Below are 19863 nucleotides of genomic sequence, written 5' to 3'. Positions count from 1 at the left end.
GAAGAATCGTATGATGCGTCAGGACCGCATGCGAGTGGGGCACTTGAGGCGGTTGCAGCCGCTTGGGCCATTCGGGGCTCGGGCTCATCACTCGGGGGACGTCGTTGTACCTTGCCTGCCTGTACGCGGAGAACTTCCGGATCTTCGGCGCGGCGCCGCAGAAGGACGGTGACAAGGACGCCAGTCTGAGCCTGGGCTTCGGTCCCGCCACGAACGTCCTCGTCGGCGAGAACGACAGCGGCAAGACGGCCATCATTGATGCGATCCGCCTGTGCCTGCTGACGACCGCGGCTGACTTCTACCGCATCACGCGCGACGACTTCCACGTCGGACCGGACGGCCGCGCGGGAACCTTCAAGATCACCTGCGGTTTCAAGGACCTGACGACGGAAGAACAAGCGGTCTTCCTGGAGCTGCTCACCACGGACGACGACGGCAACGTCGCCCTCTACGTCACCGTCAAAGCGGAGTTGATGGACCCGCTGCGTCCCCATCGCGTCGCGGTGACCACGCGCACCGGGCGCGACGGGCAGGGGCCGGCCCTGGACGGTGCCGCCCGAGAACTGTTGAAGGCCACCTACCTGCGTCCGTTGCGGGATGCCGAGGCGGAGCTGCGCTCGGGCCGTGGATCACGGCTTTCGCAGATCCTGGCCGGTTATCCGGCCATGCGCGCACAAGGTGAGGTCGACTTCGACGATGAGTCAGGCAGCGCGACCACCTTGGTCGGCATCCTGCGCCGCGCGGAGCGCGACATCAGCGACAACGAGGCCGTGAAGGCAGCCCGGGACGACATCAACTCCGGCTACCTGCAGAAGTTCTCCATCGGCTCCGACGTCCTGCGCGGCGAGATCGGTGTCGCGGGTGACGCCACGCTCGCCCGTGCGCTGGAGCGGCTGGAGCTCACTCTGTTCGCGGGCACGGGGGAGTGGACCAGGCACGGCCTGGGTTACAACAACGCCCTGTTCATGGCGGCCGAACTGCTCCTGCTCGGCAACAGCGCCTTCGCGCCCCTGCTGCTGATCGAGGAACCCGAAGCCCACCTCCACCCGCAGCTCCAGACCCGCATCATGGACCTTCTGCGGGATCGCGCCGGCGCCCCCAAAGGGGTTGGGACACCACCGGTCCAGGTCATCCTCACCACTCACAGCCCCAACCTCGCGTCGGCCATCCCGGTCGAACACCTCACCCTCGTCGCCCGCGGATCCACCTTCCGCCTCGCCCCAGGCCTGACCCGCCTCGACGACGGCGACTACGCCTTCCTCACCCGCTTCCTCGACGTCACCAAGGCCAACCTGTTCTTCGCCCGCAGCGTCGCCATTGTCGAAGGCGACGCCGAAGCCATCGTCCTGCCCGCCCTCGCCCAGGCAGTCGGTAAGTCGTTCAACGAATGCGGCGTCAGCGTCGTCAACGTCGGCGGCGTCGGCCTCTTCCGCTACAGCCGGATCTTCCAACGCGACGGCGAGCAGATCCCGGTCGCAGTGGCCTGCATCCGAGACCGGGACCTCGTCCCCGCCGGCACCTCGGAGGAAATGCGCAAAAAGCTGAAGTGCTCAGCGGAGATGACCAAGCAAGAGATCGACAAACACGTCGCAGGGTTGAAAGAAGAGGACAGCGGCCACGTACGCACCTTCGTCTCCGACCACTGGACCCTGGAGTACGACCTGGCCGCCGCCTCCTGGACCATGGCGACCCTGATGCACCAGGCCGTCCGCGCCGCCGTCGCCTCCAAGACCACCTGGCCCACCGCGGACAAGCTCGCTGACCTCGACCGCTCCGCGCGGGACGAGGTCACGAAGTGGCGAGAGAACAACGTCCCCCTGGAGAAAGCGGCGTTGGACATCTATGAACCGCTGCGCAGGGCCCGGGGCAGCAAGCCCATCGCCGCCCATCACGCGGCCAGGCTTCTGAAGACCACCTCCGTGACCGAGGCCGATCTCCCGCCCTACCTCGTGGCCGCCTTCACGTACCTGTGCAGCGAGGTCTGAGCGATGACAAGCCTCTACGCGCCCGACGTCTTCATCAAGGACAAGGTCGAGGCACTCGCCCAGCAACTCGGCCTCGAACTGCCGCACCAGGAACAGTGGGACTTCATCCAGAGCGCGGAGACCCTAGACCTGCAAGCAGCTCCCGGCTCGGGCAAGACCAGCCTGATCGGACTCAAGCTCGCCCTCCTGTGCCAGGGATGGACCTCGCCCACGCGCGGCATCTGCGTCCTGTCCCACACCAACACGGCCAAGGACGAAATTGCCCACCGCCTCGCCGCCAGCCCGGCGGGGCGCCGCCTGCTGCAGTACCCGCACTTCATCGGCACGATCCAGGCGTTCACCAACACCTTCTTCGCCCTGCCGGCCCTACGAGCCCGGGGCATTGAGGTCCAGATCGTAGACGACCACGCTTACGCGGACGAAGCCCTCCGGATGTTCGAACGCCACCCCCAGTTTCGGAAACTCAACACCGCACTCGGACACCGCACGAACGGCCCCTCTCTGGTCGCCGAGGCCCGCTACGTGTGTGACGCCGGAGATCTGATCGCGACAGGACCTGACGGCACCCCTCCCTTCAAAGCATCCAGTGACAGTGGCCAACAATTCGCCGCTCTCAAAGAAACGCTCACCGAGCGAGGCGTCTTCCGCTACCACGACATGTTCGCCATCGCAGAGCACCACCTCTTTCATCACCCCCAGCTCGCGCTGGCCGCCGCCCACCGCTTCCCCTTCGTCCTCCTGGACGAAATGCAGGACACCAGTGACCTTCAGCAACGCCTGCTCGACAAGGTCTTCGGCTCGCCGAGCACGGTCGTCCAGCGAGTGGGTGACGTCAATCAGCGCATCTTTGCTGACGGACCGGATGCTGCACAGCCCTCGTCGTTCCCCCTGCCTCACGCCGCCCAACTCCCCGTCAGCCGCCGCTTCGGCAGCAAGGTCGCAGCACTCGCCAGCGACCTCACCGTCCACCGCCGCCAGAGCATCGACGGCGCCGGCCACGAGGGGACCATCGCCCTCCTGCTCTTCGACGACGACTCTGTCACCGAGGTCGTGCCGACCTTCGAGCGGATGGCAGCAGCCGCGGTCCCACGGCAACTGCTGCTGGACTGCCCGCCCCGCGTACTGGGCGCCCGCCTCACCCGCGGAGGAGCGCAGGCCTTTCCGCAATCCGTTTCTTGCTACGTGCCCGGATTCACCACCGTGCCCAGCCAGGCAACCGGCAGCCTCATCACGACGGCACGCGCTGCCCAGACAGCGCGGCAATCCGGCGACAACCACGCAGCCGTCACCCTTCTGTGGAAGGCAATACGTGACCTCGCCCGACTGACCAGTTCAGGCGGCCTGCCCCCGTTGAGGCGACTGGACCGAGACCCGGCCACCGCCGGAGGCCGGACACGTCTGCTCCTGCACGAGATGCTGACGAGCCCACTCGAAAGCCACGCCGAATGGGCTGTCTTCACCGCCCGGCTTGTGCGGTTGCTGCCCGACCTGACTCAGAGCCCCCTGAAAGGGGTGGTGCGCCTCGCAGATCCCCTTGCTCACGTCCCGTACGTTGCCCAGCCAGCCTCCGTGCTTGAGGCGTCGGCTGACGCGGAGCAGGGTGTGGTGCTGTCGGTTGCGGGATCGATCCAGAGCGCCAAGGGCGAAACTCATGCGGCCACGCTCATCCTCGAATGCCTGGAACGCAGCGGCAAGAAGTACGACGTGCACGAGGTCCTGGGACTCTTGAGCCGGCAGCAGGACGCTTCCAAGGCGCTCGTCACGATCCAGCGCGCTGCACAGCTCGTCTTCGTGGGCGCCACCCGCCCCACCCATCTTCTGGCCCTCGCCGCGCACCGCACAAGAGCCGAACCGTACGTCGAGGCGATGACGGCCCGAGGCTGGTCCGTCCACGACATCGGCATCCGCTAAACCTGTGACGGAACCGCTGTGATCAGGACCGTCTCTGTGAGTCAGGTGCGATCCGAGCAGGTCAGCAACTACGTGCGGTGGCGACGCAGCGGCCCAACACGCGGCTTGTCCGTGGCGCGCAGGGCGCCGATTTCGGCGCTGGCGGGCGGCGTGGATGGCGGCCCGGCACCGTGGCGGATGCCCGGTTCGTGCGTGCCGTGGGTGTTCTTCTTCTGGCGGCGGGTTGTCTCTCGTCTTGCGGTCGACAAGTGTCCTTTCTCGGCCAAAGTGCCCTAAGTGGTGTTTTGGGTCTGGCTGCCTTGTCCAGGCTTCTGCCCGGGCGGGCAGGTAATGCCTTGGCCGACTCCGAGGGGGATGACGTGATGGCGGTTGAACCGGCAGAGACTGCGTGGCGGATCCAGGCATCTGTTGCAGATTGGACGGCCAAGGCTGATTCCAAGGCGTCGTTCGCCCTGACGATGCAATCCACTGCTCTTGCCGTCTTGGGTCTGTTGGCAAGCTCGAAGCGAGCGGCTGGTGATCTCGACTCGACCGGTTCCCGGCTGCTGCTGTGGACCGGTGTCCTACTCATGGTGGGCGGAATCGGCTGCGCGGCATTGGCCATCTCTCCCAACCTCCGCAAGGAACGACGGGGGCCGCAGAGTAACGACGACTTCCTGTACTTCGGGCACGTTCGGAACTTGGATCCGCTGGTGCTGGAGGCGGCGCTTCGGGACAAGGACCCGTTGCCGTCGTTGTCCCGACAGGTGGTGGTGATGAGCGAGATCGCCTGGAACAAGCACCGCCGGGTGCAGTGGTCGCTGATGTTGGCGGTCGCGGGATGTGGCGCCTTCGGCTTGGCAACCGTCGTCGGATGACACACCAGGAGGGCACCGCCGTGAACTTCCGCTCCCTGGTATCCACCGACGTCTGGCGTGACCTGATCGACCGTGGACGTCGACGGACCTACCCATCCAAATCCGTGCTCCTCGCCCAGGGCGAGTCACCCGACTGCGTGATCGCACTGGTCGACGGCCTAGTAAAGGTCGGCCAAAGCAACGAATGTGGTGACGAACTGACTCTGATGCTGCGCGGACCAGGCGAAGTCCTCGGGGAAATGGGCGCCTTACTCGGTCGTCCACGCTCAGCCACCGTAACGGCGGCACGCCGCTGTACCGGAGTCGTGCTCCCCGCCCATGCCTTCCGCGGCTATGTGGAGCGTCATCGTTTGGAGTCGGTCATCTACCAGCTGACCGTGGAACGGCTCAACAGCCACGAACGCCTACGGGCAGACTTGATGCACCTATCTTGTACGGCACGCGTGGCCCGAGTAGTGAGCCATCTCGCGGACGAAGTCGGGCGTCCCCAGGGGGCGACCGGCCTGCTCGTGGAACTGGGCATGCCCCGCACAGAGCTGGCCACCATGGCGGCGATGCGCCGTTCGTCTGCGCTTGCAGCTCTGGGCGAGCTTCAGTTGGCCGGCATCCTGACACTGGGTCGACGGCGCCTGATCATCACAGACATGGCCCGCCTCAGGGCAGTCGCCCGGGGTGGAGAGTTCCCCAGCGTCAAAAGCCGCAAGGGCGCCACATCTGCGATGTGATTCACCGCACGCTCGTACCGTCCAATGCTGGACCGTCTCGCCGTTGCTGCTCCACGAGGGTGGCGTTCGCCGTCATTTGCGGCGAACACACGCGACGAGAGGAGCGGCACATGTTGCCGTCATGGGAACCGTTGTGGCCCTACCGAGCCGTACTGGCCGTGGACGCCCGCAACTTCAGCGCGCTGGACAGCAAGGGCATGCAACAGGTGAACGCCGACATCTTGCCGCTGCTGGCGCAGTCGCTCGGCGCAAGCAACGTGAGCGCTCACTGGGAGCGGCGGATGTTCGGCCAGCACGCCGGCGACAGCTACGTCGCCGGCATGGACCCAGAGGTCCTGCCCGCCTTGGTGGGCTGTTTCCCCGATGCCCTCCGGAAGGCCCTGGCCCACCGACGCGCCGATGCCCCCGCCAGCACGCCCCTGCAACTCAGGGTCAGCATCCACGTAGGCCCGCTGCCGAACACCGGACTGGGCGTACCAATGGTTCACACCCACCGGCTCCTGGACGACGACGCGCTGCGCACCCTGCTGAACCGCGCGAACCCGGAGATCACCAACACCGCAGTGATCATCTCGCAACGCGTCTACGAGGACGTTTTCGAAAGCGGCTGTCTCAACGGCGACGTCCTGCCCGACCAGTTCATGCGCCACCTGGTGAAGGTGAAGAAGTTCCAGCAGCCGGCCTATGTCCACGTCCCCGGCTTCGACTGGCGGCTCGCGGATCCGGAAATCTTCGAACCCCTCCACACCACGGACGTGGCCACTGAGCAGCTGGCCTCTGTGCCCGGAGCTTCACCCCAGGCGGCTTCCCCCGCCCCGGGCACAGTGAGCTTCAGTCACTCCGGCAAGCACGGCGTCCAGGCCTACAACCACTTCGGCGCTGGACGGGGGCAGCGATGATCGGCCACGAGCCGCGCCAGCAAGACCGTACGGACCCCGCGGCACCGTCGGCGGAGCCCGCGGTGCCGCACGAGCCTGCAGGCTTCCCTTCACCGCCAGAAGACAGGGAGCACAACGGCCAGCCGCGCTCCGGCCCGGTGAGCTTCAGTCACTCCGGCAAGCACGGTATCCAGGCCTACAACCTGCACTTGAACGGCGACCAGGCGATCCCCATCCTCATCGCCGAGAGCGACGCCGCCTACAAGGCGAGCCAGGACGGCCGGTTCGTCCCGCCGCGCAACACGGGCCAGTGGGAGGCCGCCTCCGAATTGCTGGAGGAGCACGGAGTCGTCGTGCTCTGTGCAGCCTCAGGCACTGGCCGACGCACGGCTGCCGTACGCCTGCTACGTAAGGCGACCAACCCTCCGCCGGCCATTTTCGACCTTGACCCGGAGTGGTCCAAGCCCTCGGTCCGCCCGCTACCGGAAGAGGAAGCGACGGGATACGTCCTCGATCTATCCGACCTCCCGGAGCAGCCAGACGACCGGCTGGGCACTGACCTGGTTGGCTATGGGGAGGACTTGCGCAAGAAGAACTCCTTCCTCGTCATCCTGGCCACGCCCGCTGACTGGTACGGCCACTGGGCCGAACCCACGCTGCCTTTCACCGTCCGGCTGGAGTCTCCCGACGCGAGGGCCCTCGTCACGGCCGAACTGCGGGCGCACCATCGCGGCGATCGTGTGGCCTGGCTGGAGGGGAACCAGTTTGGTGACATCTGGAAGGCCAACCCCTCCGCACGCGCGTCGTGGCGTCTGGCCGACCGTCTCATCCGGGCATCCGGTCCTGAGCAGATCCAGGCAATCGTCAACGAGTTCGGCGACTGGCACGCCGACATCGAAACCCTCCTCAGCAAGGACCGGGCGAGGGGGAGCGACACGCAGCTGTTGTCCACCAGGGTCATGGTCTGGGCTGGCGCCTTGCTGCACGGAGGGCAGCGCAGGTCCGTCGTCAAAGCAGCCGACGACCTCCTGGCCCGACTCGGCTTCGAACGCGACCCTGCCAACGTCCTGACCGACGCCACCACGTCGAGCCGACTGGACGCTGCGAATATCACTTGCGACGGGGACCGGGCCTTCCATGACAAGAATATGAAAGGCCTGCCCGCAGCCATCCTGCGCCATCTGTGGGACGAGTTCCCCACTCAGCGCGAACTTCTGCGCACGTGGGCCATCGGTTTCGCCGCAGACCGGACCATCCCGGAAGAGGACGCCCGCCGGGTCACTACTGCGCTGTTGGATCTGGCGGTGCGCCGCCACGACCGGGCCGTCCTCGACGGGCTGGCCAGCGACCTCCAAGGCCCCCGACGGGTCCTGGCCGTGGAAGCCCTGACCGACGCAGCCGGGGATGCTGAGTTCGGCCGCTACGTCAGGGATCGCCTGCGCCAGTGGATGGATGCCAAGAACCCGTCGGACAGCAAGGTCGACCTCGTCATCGAGATCTGCGCAGGCACTTGGGGAATCAACCAGCCGGCGCTCGCACTGACACGTCTGGGCAAGGCGGCAGGGCATAAGGACTTCGGCTCCGCGACCGTCGTCCATGCTTTCCAGCAGCTCGCCGTGCGACGGCCGGAGCAGGTGCGCAAGGCCGTCGACCAATGGCTCAGCGACGCAGAGACCGGACAAGCCGACGAGGCCGTGCGCCGTCAGACTCTGCGAGCGTTCCTCGCTCTTGTCTCCAGTGACGAGGGAACAGACCTGGTCCTGAACGACGTGCCCACCCCTGAGGCTCGGCTGCGACTCGTCCGCGCATGGCAGCAACTGCTGTCCACCGACGCCGCTGTGAAGGCGGTCGGCAGGCAACTGACCCGGTGGCAAGAACGCTTCCAAGACGACCCCGAGCGCCAGGAACCGGTACTGGACCTGCTCGCGGACATTTTCACCCCGCCCAGCCGCCGCTCCGGCCTCGACGGGCTCATGGTGACGGAAGAGTCGGCGATCGATCCGTTCTGGCGGGAGGTCTTGGAACGGGCCGCCTACCGCTACCGGGCGTCCGAGGAGGCATCAACCTCTTGACGATCGACGGACCGGGCCCGTGGTGGAGTCGCCGGCGCAGTCGGATCCGGGCCCAGTGGCCCACACGCCTGCCCGGTATCCGCTTCTGCGCCCGCGGCACACTCGCCTACCGGGTGCCCGCCCCCCTCAAGACAGCTGGCACAGCAGCCGCCCGAGCCGCCGCGCGACTCGCCCTGGACGAACTCGGTCGTGGCATCACCGAGTGTCACATGCCCGAACAACTCGCCACCGCACAGGAACGCCTCACTCTCGCCGCAGCGCATTGGCACACCCCCGAAGACACCCCTGGTCTCTGGCTGAAGGCACGCATCACGCTGATGCTCACCGAGCAAAACGCGGACCGGGCCCAGAGACACCAAGACGCCTTACGCGAGGTGACGCTCCAGCTTGCGCAGGAACACGAACGCCGAGAACGGTTCAGACAAGCAGTCTTCCACACGCCGGACACCACGCGCATCTGGTGGCTCGACCGCCACCTGGACGACCTCGACTCCCTCGACTGGAACGTCTTCAAGGAGAAGATCCTCCCGCTGGTCGGCGCGGCTGACGACATCCAGTCCAAGGCCGAACGCATCGCCCAAACCCTCCTGTACGTCTGGGAGAAACTGGGCGACAACCCAGGGCAACATGCGCGCTTCACCACCACGGTGCGCACCGTCTTGGACCAGATGGGCTGGAACGACGCGATCGCCCTGCTGACGCCGGGCGAGCAATCAGCCGCTGGTTCGCCCGAAAGTGGCCGCGGTGACGGGGCAGAGCCGCGCCTCGTTGCTGAGGCGGGCACCGCCCGATGAAGCCACCCGCCTTGCGCTGGCTGCTCGACCCGGCAACCAGCCTCCTGGCCTTACAGCTTCGTGCCCAAGAACGCGGACGCATGTCCTACGACGCGGCCTGGCGACTGGCCCGGGTGATACGCCACCCCGACGAAATGGTGTACCGCCACCACGGACACCTCGCCGAGGACCCACCCGACGAAGCGCAGTAAGCAGACGGGTAGAAGGGAGAATCGATTGCTCCCCCCTCAACGCCTTGGCAGATACAGCACCCTGCCTGAACCTCGCTGAGGGGGACCGGTCGGACTGCGGCGTGGCTGGCTGGCCTTGGGCCCATCCCTGCTCGTCTGCTGGGTGGTGGTGGGCCTTGCACAGTCCGCTGCAGTCCCCGACAATCGGCGGCCTGGAGGGACCCCTCAGTGCTTCGCCCGGGGATTCTGTGCGAGCGGTGTCGACGGTGGTTGAATCCCGTCGCCGACAAGCGCCATCCAGACAATGAGCGTTTTCCAACCTCACGTTGATGCGTGGTGAAGGGCGAGGACGGCCTTCACCAGGTTGGTGATTCGGTTGGTGCTGCAGCGCAACTGCCGCAGGAGGCGCCAGCCCTTGATGATGGTCATGGCCCGTTCGCCGAGGCAACGGATCTTGGCGTGGGTGGTGTTGTGGCGGCGCTTCCATCGCTTGAGGTGGCGGCCCCGAAACGGTATTCGGACGGGTCCGCCGGCGCCTTGGTACGCCTTGGCCGCCCAGCATGTGAGTTCCGCATCGGCGAGGGCTTCGATGATGCCGTGCTGTCGAGTGGCGGTCAGGTCGTGCGTCGAGCCGGGCAGAGCCGGCGAGGCCCAGATCAGTCGTCCGAAGGCATCGGTGAGGACCTGGACGTTCATGCCCTGCCGTTTATGTTTCCTGCCCCCCATTACCTTTTTGGTAGCCCCGCAATGGGGCGCCCGGCCTTCGGAGTTGGCATGACTTTCTCCCCCTGTCGATCGCATGTCTTGGGGGGTGGTGTCACCGGCTCCGGAGGCATCGACAGACCGCTGATTAGGGGCATGACCACCGGCTTCTTCGCAGGTCGGGAGGCTCTTCGTAATGTGGATGTGGCGATCGGTGCCGTGGGACGGCCGGGCGAGGACGACCGAAGGACGCACGTGATCGACGTCAGTGACATCGGCGCCTTCCTCGGCCTGGACGTCGGCAAGGGCGAACACCACGCCACCGCCGTCACACCGGCCGGAAAGAAGGCCTTCGACAAGCGGCTGCCCAACAGCGAGCCGAAACTCCGCGAAGTGTTCGGCAAACTGCAGGCCAAGCACGGGACCGTGCTCGTGGTGGTCGATCAGCCGGCCTCCATCGGCGCCCTGCCGCTGGCGGTGGCCCGGGACATGGGCTGCCCGGTCGCCTATCTGCCCGGCCTGACGATGCGACGGATCGCCGACCTCTATCCCGGCGAGGCCAAGACCGATGCCCGCGACGCGTTCGTCATCGCGGACGCGGCCCGCGTCATGCCGCACACGCTCCGCTCGGTCGACCTCCAGGACGAGACCATCGCCGAGCTGGAGATGATCGTCGGCTTCGACGACGACCTGGCCGGCGAAGCAACCCGCATCAGCAACCGCCTGCGGGGCCTGCTGACGCAGATCCACCCGTCGCTGGAACGCGTCCTGGGCCCACGCGTCCAGCACCCGGCCGTGCTCAAGCTCCTCGACCAGTTCGGCTCCCCGGCCCAGATCCGCAAAGCCGGACGCCGACGGCTCATTACGCTGATACGTCCGAAGGCACCGCGGATGGCCGAGCGACTCGTCGAAGAAATCTTCACCGCACTGGACGAACAAACCGTCGTCGTCCCGGGCACCGACGCAGCCGCTCTGATCGTCCCCAGCCTCGCCAACTCGCTCCAAGCAGTGCTTGACCAGCGGAAACTCCTGGCCACTCGGATCGATGAACTGCTGGAGAACCACCCTCTTTCGAAGGTCCTGACGTCCATGCCGGGGATCGGCGTCAGGACCGGAGCCCGCATCCTCATCGACGTCGGCGACGGCAGTTCGTTCCCGACCGCCGCCCACCTCGCCGCCTACGCCGGCCTCGCCCCCACAACCCGCAGTTCCGGCTCCTCGATCCGCGGCGAACAACCATCCCGCCGCGGAAACAAACAGCTCAAACGGGCCTTCTTCCTGTCCGCGTTCGCAGCTCTGGCCGACCCGGTCTCCCGGACCTACTACGACAAGAAGATCAGCCAGGGAAAGCACCACACCCAAGCCCTCCTCTGCCTCGCGAGACGACGAGCCGACGTGCTCTTCGCGATGCTCCGCGACGGCACCTTCTACGAACCCCAGCCCGCCCCATCAGCTTGACGAAACCCATAGGGGCACCCCCCCGCTTCGGCAACCCCGGGGGCGGCCGTGACACCGCCCTCCCTCGCCCAGGCAGCCTGATGGCGCTACAGGTTGAGGCGACTCCTGGCAGGGCTTCGTGATCCAGTCAGTTGGTGAACGCCAGATCACTGGCCTTGCCGATCGGGGGCGAGATACGGACCACGCCGTCGTGGCTTCCACTCGCCACCCGGACGGTGCCCTCAGGGCCGGGCACTGCGGTCAGCGCCATGATCGACGACTTGTAGCCCTGCTGACCGAAAGCGGGGCCGTGCCGGTTGAATACCTCTCCGACGAGCTGTCCCCGATACGGATCGCATACCTGCACCCCTGCATCAAGGCCGCAGCCGACGCCTACGGCGAGGAGCGGTCCGCTCGCGAGCGGGACCGGTGCCAAGGTGTCGATGGGTGCGTCGAGGTCAATCCGCGCCACCTGGCGCCGGGCGGTGACGTCCCACACCGCGATTGCCCGGCGACGATTCACAGCCAGGTGCGAGCCGCCCGATCCGGGGTCAAGCACGGCCAAATCTCCTCCGAAGCATCCGTGGGCCAGGTCATGCCTACGCCACCTCCACCGTTTTGGCACCAACTGGGGCCGCGTCGGCGCCCACAGCTCGACCAAGCCGCTGAACCGAGCGGTGACGAAACCTGCTATGCCGCCGCTCAACCGCACCCCAGCCTCCCCGAAAACCCTTGGGCCGATGCTTTCCGGCGGGTCGGGGGGCTGCGTGAACTCGAACACCACCAGGTCTGTGTCGGGGTCGATGACCCGAACGCGCTCGCCGCCGACGTCCACGATGAGGGCGCGAGTCCGTTCCGTGGCAGGCACGACACCGCGGCCGGACGCCCGTGCCAGCTCGACTGGCCCGAACCGCAGGGCGGCGAACTTAGTGCGGACCTCATCGCCCTTGACCGGCCCACCCACCAACTCACCGGTCAAGGGATCCCATACCCGCACGGAGTTGTGGGTGTCAGCACTCACAAGTAGAACGCGACCATCGTCGGAACGGACGGTGACAAGACGGTGGATGATCCAACTATGCCCGCGTAGTTCAAGCCCCGGTTCCATTGGCGTCCAGTGTGCCCGATGACGCCGGGACCGGTCCCGCAGGTCTCCTCGCCACCGACCCGCTGCCCCCACCAGCCGCCGGGCCGATCAGCGTCACCCGCCGGGTCCCTCGCGACGGCGTCGTCATGGTCACGCGCCAACGGCTTCGGGCCGGGCGTACTCATGCCGGAAGGACCGTGCACATCGTCGTCTAGGTCGGGGAACGGCCGCCGTCGCCCTCCGGCCTCCGATTCCACCCCTCCTAGGTCTGCCGCGCGGTCTACCCTGCTGTTTGATCGACCGGGCGGCGCGAAGGGGAACGGCTATGGGGGACCAGTCGGCGGACGGCGCGGCCGTCGTACGTGTCGAGACCGTTGAGCTGGACGCGCAGGGAGCACGCCAGATTTCCCGTAGATCACGCACGTCGGCTCCGCTCACCGAACGTGCCGGCGAAGTGCAGGAGGCGATCCTGCAGGCTTCTGCCATCGCTCAGGACTCTCTCGCGCGGGTGCCCGAGCGGGCCGGGTGGGCCGTGAAGAGCATGGAGGTGGTCTTCGGGCTGACGCTCTCGGCGGAGGCAGGGGTCATTCTCTCCAAGGCGTCCGCAGAGGCATCCTTCGAGGTGACGCTCACCGTGGAGCGGACCACTCCGGCACCATGAGCGAGCCGCTGCCATCGCACTGGGTGCGGATAGACGAGGGTCTGCGGCACCTCGGCGCCGGGCTCCTGGTCACCCGGGGCTTCGTCCTCACCGCACTGCACTGCCTGCGCGACCTGTCGTCTCCGGACGCCGTGATGGATCTCCGCCTGGCGGACGGCCGCGAGCTGTCAGGCCGGCTGTGCGACGCGATCAAGGATGCCGACCTTGCGCTGATTGCCGTCGAGTACGCCCACACACACGGGCTGCCGCCCGCACCTGCCACGGACTGGCCGCGCCCGCAGGTGAGTTGGCAGGGGGCGTACCTTCCGCCGGGCGAGACCACACGCCTGAGCGGAATGGTGACCCACGCGCCTGTCCGCCACCGTGTCGAGGACAGGCAGTTCACTGGCCTTCAGCTGACCGTGGACCAGGAGATCGGCGACTTCCATGGCTACTCCGGAAGCCCCGTGGACACCGAGGGCGACCCCCAGGGCGCGCTCCGGCGCGTGGTGGGCATCCTCATGGAGCAGGAGCCACGGCGGGACGAGGCCGCGGGCCAGGGCAGCAACGTGCTGTACGCAGCGTCCGTACGGCACGCGCTGGAACTGTTCCCGTATTTCGACGTCGAACATCTGAGGTGGCTGGTGTCCGGGGCCGAGGGGCTGTCCGCCGAACCCCGGCAGCCGGAGCGTCCGGCATCGCACACGGAAGGCGGAACGCAGGAGGGCGCGCTCGCGGACGCTCAGGACTTCCTGGCCTCGCTGCGGGCATGGGAGGAGAGTGGCCTTATCTCGCGGGCGGAGGCCGAGGAGCAACGGCGCGGCGCTCTACGGAAGTTGAGCGACCGACTGTTGGGCAGGGGGGCCGACGGTGCGTAGTGAGCCACCGCCCGAGGTCGGACGTGCGGAGGAGGTGCAGTACGCCTCGTCGGATGCCGGTCGTGCCTGGCGCAAGCGGATCGAAGCCGCCGAGGCTGCAGTGCAGGGCGAGGCGGAGGCCCGGGGTCGGCTGTCGAGTCTGCTGCCATCCCCCCGCGACGCCGAGTGGCTGGGTACGCCGCGGTCCGTCGCCGACTTCGGTTACTTCATGGCCCTGCTGCGCGAGCTGGAGCTGTGGCAGCTGTGGCTCGGCCACCTGTCCCTCGCAGAACAATGGATCGTGAACGGCCGTACCCCGCCGGAGCACCGATGCCTGGTGCTCAACCGACTGGCCACTATCTTCACCGAGGCGGCCGAGGAGAAGGTTCCGGACCTCTCTGCGACGCACGCCCTCAGCTGCGCACAGGCCGCGCTGGACAGTGCCCTGCGCTCCGCGAGCACCCGCACCGAGGAGGCCTACACGCGCTCTGGTCTCGCCCTCCTCGCCGCCCGGGAGGGGAGGTGGCGCAGGGCCAGCGCCCAGGCCCGGCGCGGCGAGCGCCTCGCCCGGGGGGCGCGGGAGGACAAGCAGCGGCTCGACATCCGCATGCGGACCACGTCCGTACTCTTCCTCGCTGCCCGCCAGGGCGGTAGCACACGGCGCGTCCGGCGGTTCGCGCGCGACCTGGAGGCCGTCTGCCAGCAGCAGATCGACCGCTGGGGAAGTGGCCACCTCCGGTCCCTGGAGGCGCTGGCCCTCATGGCCTCGGCCCGCCACGAACTGGCCTTCCGGGACCGCGACCTGGAGCGTATGGACCGTCTCACCGACGTGCTCGCGGCGACGGCTCAGCGGCTCTCGGCGACGCTCGGAGCACGGCATCCGCAGGCGCGGGCGGTACGGGGCGCACTGGAACAGGCCTATGAGGCCACGGAACGGGTCCGCGAGGAAGAGGCACCTGTCCGTGAGGAAGGTGCCCTCGCCGTGCACGGGCGCGAGGAAGGCGGCCCCGTCGCCACCCGCCGGAGAGCCGAAGCCGCCGCACCCGAGCCGGAGGAGGAGCCCCCGCCGGAGCCGCAGGGGGCGGCGCCCTCCAGGTGGGCCTCCTCCTCACCGTCCGGCCCGCTGCTGGAGCTGCTGCTGCACGGTATCGACGGAGCCACGCCCGAGGAGATGCTGGGAGATCCCCGCGTGGTACGGATTACCGGGGACGACACGTCGGCGTTCTACCGCAGGCTCGACGACGTACACGCGGAGCAGGAGGACGATCGGACCTCGCCGGTTCCGGAGGCCTACAGCTGGGCGAAGCTCGCGTCGGTCGGCGGCAGCCGGGCCCTGTGGTTCCTGCTGCTCCCCTTCCTGGTCGTCAACCTCGCCCACTGGATGCATCCAGTGGCCCAGGGGCGCCCTAGGGTTCTCCGTCTCCACGGGATCCTCGTACGGCTCGCCGCACTCAGTCTGACCGTCCTGATGGTGGCGGCGGCCTGCGAGCTCTCGATGGACCTGGTCGCCTGGCAGTGCGCGGGCAGCGCCGCGTGCGCACGCGGTCAGAGCTTCTGGCTGGACTTCATGTCGCCGTCCTCGGGCGGCTGGTGGAGTCGGCCCGGCCCGCGGCTCATGGCAGGCGCCCTGCTGCCCGGTGCACTCGTCGTCCTCCTGTGGCGGCTGTCCCACCGGACCTGGAACGCGTATGAGTCCCAACGGCCGCCCGAGCGCCGCCCCGAGCCGGAGTCCGGCAGCTGGGAGCCGGCGCTATCACTGCCCGGCTTCTGGTACGGCCGACGCCTCGTTGCCCGGCTCAACGCCGCCCACACCACGGCGGGTTGCCTAGTCGTTGCCGCCTTCCTGACCCTCGCGCCGGCCAGGTTCGACCGCGGACCGGACGGTGTCGCGGAGCTCGCCGTGGCCGGGTGGATCCTGGAGGGCGCGATTACGGCGCTCGCCGTGTCCGTGGTGTGGGTCGTGTGCCGCCGGGGCCATGCCGCCGCGAGGATCGACCCGCGGACCGACCCATTGGTCCGCCGCCTTCCCGCCGTCTCCGCAGCCCTCCTCCTGCTTGCCGTCGGGTATGCGCTGTGGTCCCGGCCGAACTGGCAGTCGGTCGCGCGGCTGCCGGGCGTCTCGCTCTTCTCGGTGGGCCCTCTGGTCCAAGGGCTCCTCGTCGTGGCACTAGGGGTCGTCGGGCACTCGCTCCACCGCTCCACGCCCAATATCCGCACCGCGCTGTCGGGACTGGCGCCGGCGGCCGCCGTCATGCTCGCCTGCTTCCTCTACAACATCCTGGCTGCGGGCGCGGTCCATGGGCTCTCGGACTGGCTCAGCAGGTCGGCGGGTGCGGACGATTCAATCGCAGGGCCGCCCCTGGTGATGACCTGGCAGGTGTCCGCAATCCCGGTGCTGCTCGCGCTGTTCGTCGTCCAAGCGGGCACGTTGTCCATCCGCCTGCGGCTGACCGAGCGGAGGGCGGCGGCCTCTGTGGGGTACAGCTATCCCGACGAGCCCCAGGACGCCCTGCGGAGCCGCACCATCGCTGCCGCTCTGGCGCGCGCCACGGTCGCCGACTTCGCACCGTTGCTGGTGAGCAGCACAGCCGCAGCCGCCGCCGTGTTCAACGCCTACGCCCTGACCGGGCCCACGTTAACCGACACACCGCCGGGCCGGGCATCGGGAGAGGCATCCGGAATGGTGCGAGAGGTCGCCGAGACCGCGCAGGCGCTGGGCTCCTGGCTCATCGCCGCCGGCCTTCTGCTCTTCCTCGCTTTCGGCCGCAGGACCCGCAGTAGTCCCGACTCCCGCGGTGCGCTGGGCATGCTGTGGGACCTGGCCACCTTCTGGCCGCGGGCCGCCCATCCCTTCGCGCGGCTGTGCTACTCAGAGCGCGCTGTGCCCGATCTCGTGTGGCGTCTGACGGCCTGGGGTCGAAGTACGGGAGGCCGCATCCTGATCTCCGGGCACTCGCAGGGCAGCGTGCTTGCCGTCGCTGCCCTGTGGCAGCTCGACCCAAGCCTTCGCAAGCGCGTCATGCTGCTCACGTACGGCTCTCCGTTGGAGCGGCTGTACGGGAGGTGGTTCCCGGCATACTTCGGCCCTGTGGCGCTCAGTGGACTCCACCGTGAAGTGGACGTCTGGCGCAACTTGTGGCGCCCAACCGATCCCCTCGGAGGCCCGGTCCGCCTCGTAGGAGACGCGGGATCCGAGGTCGACCGCTACTTGAAGGATCCGCTCACCTACGGCCGCAGCCTGCACCACCCGCTGCCAGCCCCGATCCTCGGACACGCCGAGTACGCCGCGGATCCCTCCTTCGCCGAGGAGCGCCTCCGCATGATCGCGCGTTCCCGCCCGCCGCTGCCCCCCTCGGCGAGCCGGCTGCACGAATCGCCGGAACACCAGCCGCTGCCGCCGCGGTCCTACTAGGCAGGGTCCGGGCCCAGGGCGTCGCGGACGGCGGTCAGAATGGCCTCGGTGTCGGCGCCCAGGGCGCGGGCGGACGAAGTGAAGTCACGGGCGAGAGTGGCGAGTTGGACAGTGTGCGGGCGGGTCGGGCCGGGTGGCGGCGCCGCCACCCGGGTGCCCGCGCCCCGACGGGTGCGGATCAGCTCGCCGGCTTCCAGCTCACGGTAGGCGCGGGCGACGGTGCCCGGTGCCAGCCCGAGGTCCGTGGCCAGCTGGCGCACGGTCGGCAGCCGGTCGCCCTCGGCCAGCCGCCCGGTGACGATCAGCGCGGCGAGCTGCGCGCGGATCTGCTCGTACGGCGGGACCTGGCTGGTGGTGTCGACGCGGACGGCGGCCTCACTCATCGTCGTAGGACCCCTCTGCCGCCGCCTCGTCGGCGACGGCCCGCGGTGCCAGCACGGTGACCAGGGACCAGACGGCGGTGAACAGGTTCAGCAGGGCCAGCGGGTAGAACACCCAGAAGGTGAGCACGCCCAGCGCGCCGCCGCAGCCCGTCTCCGTCAGCGCGAGGGAGACCATCAGCACGGCGTACAGCTGCTGGCTGGACACCAGCAGGCCCCAGGCGCCGGTGACCGCCCATGCGCGGTCGCGGCGCTGCTGCTCCTCACCCGGACCGTGGGCGATGCGGCGCAGGGCCCAGACGCAGGTGGGGGTGGCTATGGCGAGCGCGCCGAACATCGGGAGGGTGTAGTACAGGCCGGGCCAGGGGCCGGTGGTCGCCCGCATCCCGTTGCAGGTGAGGGTGAGGATCTTTCCCGTGCTGAAGACGCGGTCGGGGTCGACGGAGGCCGTGGCGGCCGTGATCACCAGCAGGACGACGAGGGAGAGCCCCTGGAGGGCGATCAGAGGGCCCATGTGCGGCGGCACATGGTCTCTGACCAGGCGTGGTGCGAGGCTCGCGGTGCGTACCGCCTCCTGGGGGCGCAGGGTCAGGGCGTCGGCGAGCAGGACACCCGCCACCGCGCACAGGCCGAAGGCCGTGAGGCAGAACACGACGCGCTGCTCGAACTCGACGTCCCCCAGTGTGGACAGCGCCTGCGCGACCACGAGGCCGATGGCCAGACCGGACCAGCGGGCGTAGTGGTCGGCGTGGTCGAGCAACCGGTACTGGGGCGGGGCGGCGTCGAGCATGCGGAGATCCCCCCGGATCATCTTGTATCAAGCAGTGAGTACAAGATGCCGTGGCCGGGATCTTGTGTCAAACATTCGATACAAGGCGGTGCGAGGGGAAGACGGGTTCCGGAGCGGGGCGGTTCCCGAGACACGACGGGGAAGCGGCCGGCGGACGGGCAGGCGGTCGGTTCGACGGGGAGGCGGTCCGCGGTGGGCACGGCGACTGGCATTGGGCAGAAAACAGCAGCTACTCCACGTCGCGCTGCCTGAACTTTCTCGGCAGCCTCCGCAATGACAACTACAAATTCGAGCTCACCATGTACAACACGGTCAGCTGACGCAGCTCGATGGCCGCAGGCGGTCCCGTGAGCATCGAAGCCGGGACGACGTCCCGGAGCGGCCTCTCCGATGCTGCATACCCGCTATGGCGAGGGAGAACAGAAGCGGCCGCACCATCAACGGTGCGGCCGCTTCTCTTCGACGTTCATCAACTATCAGACAGGTCCTAGCCAGGGTGCTCCCGTCCGGCATGAGCGCGGGGTGCCGGGACGATGATCCAGCTCGCCATTGCGATCGGACTCGGAGCGCGGGACCTACTGGAGGTCCTGCAGCTTCCGCTCCAACTTGATTGTGGTGACGTACAACGTCCCGGTCGCCGTCCACGTAGAGCTACTCCTTCAGGGCAACGCCCGCTGAAGATCAGTCAGCATGCTCTGGGCCAGCTCGGCAGCGCCACTTCCTGCGCCGGTCGCGGCCCCAGTGACTGCTCCGGCGGCAACGGCGGATAGGGCGTTCCTGATGCGGGACACCAACCGGTGTAGGCGCCCCTCGTCGGGCTGTTCGTTCGCTACCTCTTCGAGGACCGCCTCGGCGTCCTGGCGTACCGTCACCTCGCCTTCGGGAGACAACCCCAGGGTTTCCAGTGCAGTCAGCAGTGTCCGCATCGTCCTCGCGAGCTGCGAGCCCGGTTCTCCACCAGCGACGTACTGGTGTTGCACCACATCGCGGTTGCCGATGGCGAACTGGCTTCCGCTGACCGGCCCGAAGAACTGCGGCCCGCCCGTCCCGGTCATCGTGCCTCCTCAGGCGACCAGGGGCATTGCGTGATTGGGATTGGTCCGGTTCGCCGGTCTCGTGAGTGACGTGGCGTCATGTCCGTTGTGCAGCAAGGGGACCGGGAGAGC

15 protein-coding genes and 1 pseudogene are annotated in these 19863 nt (G+C 68.1%); 11 read left to right on the top strand and 5 right to left on the bottom strand.

The features are described from left to right. Nucleotides 1–104 precede the first annotated feature (104 nt). The 7 genes from ACH4YP_RS46760 (at nucleotide 105) to ACH4YP_RS46730 (ending at nucleotide 9222) form a co-directional block, all read left to right on the top strand. Complete coding sequence (locus ACH4YP_RS46760) at nucleotides 105–1985, top strand: ATP-dependent nuclease (protein WP_398497584.1); 1881 nt, start codon at nucleotides 105–107, stop codon at nucleotides 1983–1985. A gap of 3 nt (nucleotides 1986–1988) precedes the next feature. Continuing rightward, a complete protein-coding gene (locus ACH4YP_RS46755; RefSeq protein ID WP_398497582.1) occupies nucleotides 1989–3896 on the top strand; it encodes a UvrD-helicase domain-containing protein in 1908 nt (635 codons plus the stop codon). A 335-nt stretch (nucleotides 3897–4231) separates the two neighbouring features. Then, nucleotides 4232–4753 carry a Pycsar system effector family protein gene (locus tag ACH4YP_RS46750; protein ID WP_398497580.1) on the top strand — a complete coding sequence of 174 codons (522 nt, stop codon included), beginning with the start codon at nucleotides 4232–4234 and terminating at the stop codon, nucleotides 4751–4753. Then, nucleotides 4750–5478 carry a Crp/Fnr family transcriptional regulator gene (locus ACH4YP_RS46745; RefSeq protein ID WP_398497579.1) on the top strand — a complete coding sequence of 243 codons (729 nt, stop codon included), beginning with the start codon at nucleotides 4750–4752 and terminating at the stop codon, nucleotides 5476–5478. The genes ACH4YP_RS46750 and ACH4YP_RS46745 overlap by 4 nt, the downstream gene beginning before the upstream one ends. 158 nt (nucleotides 5479–5636) lie before the next feature. After that, nucleotides 5637–6377, top strand: coding sequence for a hypothetical protein (locus ACH4YP_RS46740; RefSeq protein WP_398497577.1), 741 nt, complete (start codon nucleotides 5637–5639; stop codon nucleotides 6375–6377). Next, a complete protein-coding gene (locus ACH4YP_RS46735) occupies nucleotides 6374–8428 on the top strand; it encodes a hypothetical protein (RefSeq protein WP_398497575.1) in 2055 nt (684 codons plus the stop codon). Before ACH4YP_RS46740 ends, ACH4YP_RS46735 begins: the two co-directional genes overlap by 4 nt. A gap of 209 nt (nucleotides 8429–8637) precedes the next feature. Beyond that, nucleotides 8638–9222: a hypothetical protein gene (locus tag ACH4YP_RS46730; protein WP_398497574.1), complete on the top strand. Its 585-nt coding sequence runs from the start codon at nucleotides 8638–8640 to the stop codon at nucleotides 9220–9222. Between the two features lie 491 nt (nucleotides 9223–9713). Here ACH4YP_RS46730 and ACH4YP_RS46725 read toward each other — a convergent pair. Next, a pseudogene (locus ACH4YP_RS46725) lies at nucleotides 9714–10106 on the bottom strand (transposase family protein); the annotation flags it as partial. Nucleotides 10107–10349: 243 nt separating this feature from the next. Here ACH4YP_RS46725 and ACH4YP_RS46720 point away from each other — a divergent pair. Next, nucleotides 10350–11552, top strand: a complete 1203-nt coding sequence (locus ACH4YP_RS46720) for an IS110 family transposase (RefSeq protein WP_398497572.1) — start codon at nucleotides 10350–10352, stop codon at nucleotides 11550–11552. Between the two features lie 127 nt (nucleotides 11553–11679). On the opposite strand, the gene ACH4YP_RS46715 is transcribed toward ACH4YP_RS46720, so the two are convergent. After that, nucleotides 11680–12552 carry a hypothetical protein gene (locus ACH4YP_RS46715; protein ID WP_398497570.1) on the bottom strand — a complete coding sequence of 291 codons (873 nt, stop codon included), beginning with the start codon at nucleotides 12550–12552 and terminating at the stop codon, nucleotides 11680–11682. Between the two features lie 391 nt (nucleotides 12553–12943). Here ACH4YP_RS46715 and ACH4YP_RS46710 point away from each other — a divergent pair, with 391 nt between their 5' ends. The 3 genes from ACH4YP_RS46710 to ACH4YP_RS46700 are packed head-to-tail and all read left to right on the top strand — an operon-like array spanning nucleotide 12944 to nucleotide 17527. Further along, nucleotides 12944–13279 carry a CU044_2847 family protein gene (locus ACH4YP_RS46710; protein ID WP_398497568.1) on the top strand — a complete coding sequence of 112 codons (336 nt, stop codon included), beginning with the start codon at nucleotides 12944–12946 and terminating at the stop codon, nucleotides 13277–13279. After that, complete coding sequence (locus ACH4YP_RS46705; protein ID WP_398497566.1) at nucleotides 13276–14136, top strand: serine protease; 861 nt, start codon at nucleotides 13276–13278, stop codon at nucleotides 14134–14136. The genes ACH4YP_RS46710 and ACH4YP_RS46705 overlap by 4 nt, the downstream gene beginning before the upstream one ends. After that, nucleotides 14129–17527 carry a hypothetical protein gene (locus ACH4YP_RS46700; RefSeq protein WP_398497564.1) on the top strand — a complete coding sequence of 1133 codons (3399 nt, stop codon included), beginning with the start codon at nucleotides 14129–14131 and terminating at the stop codon, nucleotides 17525–17527. Before ACH4YP_RS46705 ends, ACH4YP_RS46700 begins: the two co-directional genes overlap by 8 nt. On the opposite strand, the gene ACH4YP_RS46695 is transcribed toward ACH4YP_RS46700, so the two are convergent. The 3 genes from ACH4YP_RS46695 to ACH4YP_RS46685 all read right to left on the bottom strand — a co-directional run bounded on the left by ACH4YP_RS46695 (nucleotide 17524) and on the right by ACH4YP_RS46685 (nucleotide 19752). After that, nucleotides 17524–17910 (bottom strand): GntR family transcriptional regulator, encoded by a 387-nt coding sequence (locus ACH4YP_RS46695; protein WP_398497562.1) that lies wholly within the window; start codon nucleotides 17908–17910, stop codon nucleotides 17524–17526. The genes ACH4YP_RS46700 and ACH4YP_RS46695 overlap by 4 nt on opposite strands. Continuing rightward, nucleotides 17903–18697 carry a hypothetical protein gene (locus tag ACH4YP_RS46690; RefSeq protein WP_398497560.1) on the bottom strand — a complete coding sequence of 265 codons (795 nt, stop codon included), beginning with the start codon at nucleotides 18695–18697 and terminating at the stop codon, nucleotides 17903–17905. The genes ACH4YP_RS46695 and ACH4YP_RS46690 overlap by 8 nt, the downstream gene beginning before the upstream one ends. Nucleotides 18698–19356: 659 nt before the next feature. Then, nucleotides 19357–19752, bottom strand: a complete 396-nt coding sequence (locus ACH4YP_RS46685; protein WP_398497559.1) for a hypothetical protein — start codon at nucleotides 19750–19752, stop codon at nucleotides 19357–19359. Nucleotides 19753–19863 lie beyond the last annotated feature (111 nt).

Source organism: Streptomyces sp. NPDC020747, from assembly GCF_044334695.1.
Taxonomy (GTDB): Bacteria; Actinomycetota; Actinomycetes; order Streptomycetales; family Streptomycetaceae; genus Streptomyces.
Note: the sequence above shows the minus strand (reverse complement) of the source record. Positions and strands in the feature narration are given on the sequence as shown.

Bases quoted from the DNA above. Each gene is read 5' to 3' on its own strand.
- ACH4YP_RS46755 (WP_398497582.1), top strand. From the start codon at position 1,989: ATGACAAGCCTCTACGCGCCCGACGTCTTCATCAAGGACAAGGTCGAG.
- ACH4YP_RS46745 (WP_398497579.1), top strand. From the start codon at position 4,750: ATGACACACCAGGAGGGCACCGCCGTGAACTTCCGCTCCCTGGTATCC.
- ACH4YP_RS46735 (WP_398497575.1), top strand. From the start codon at position 6,374: ATGATCGGCCACGAGCCGCGCCAGCAAGACCGTACGGACCCCGCGGCA.
- ACH4YP_RS46730 (WP_398497574.1), top strand. From the start codon at position 8,638: ATGCCCGAACAACTCGCCACCGCACAGGAACGCCTCACTCTCGCCGCA.
- ACH4YP_RS46710 (WP_398497568.1), top strand. From the start codon at position 12,944: ATGGGGGACCAGTCGGCGGACGGCGCGGCCGTCGTACGTGTCGAGACC.
- ACH4YP_RS46705 (WP_398497566.1), top strand. From the start codon at position 13,276: ATGAGCGAGCCGCTGCCATCGCACTGGGTGCGGATAGACGAGGGTCTG.
- ACH4YP_RS46695 (WP_398497562.1), bottom strand. From the start codon at position 17,910: ATGAGTGAGGCCGCCGTCCGCGTCGACACCACCAGCCAGGTCCCGCCG.
- ACH4YP_RS46690 (WP_398497560.1), bottom strand. From the start codon at position 18,697: ATGCTCGACGCCGCCCCGCCCCAGTACCGGTTGCTCGACCACGCCGAC.
- ACH4YP_RS46685 (WP_398497559.1), bottom strand. From the start codon at position 19,752: ATGACCGGGACGGGCGGGCCGCAGTTCTTCGGGCCGGTCAGCGGAAGC.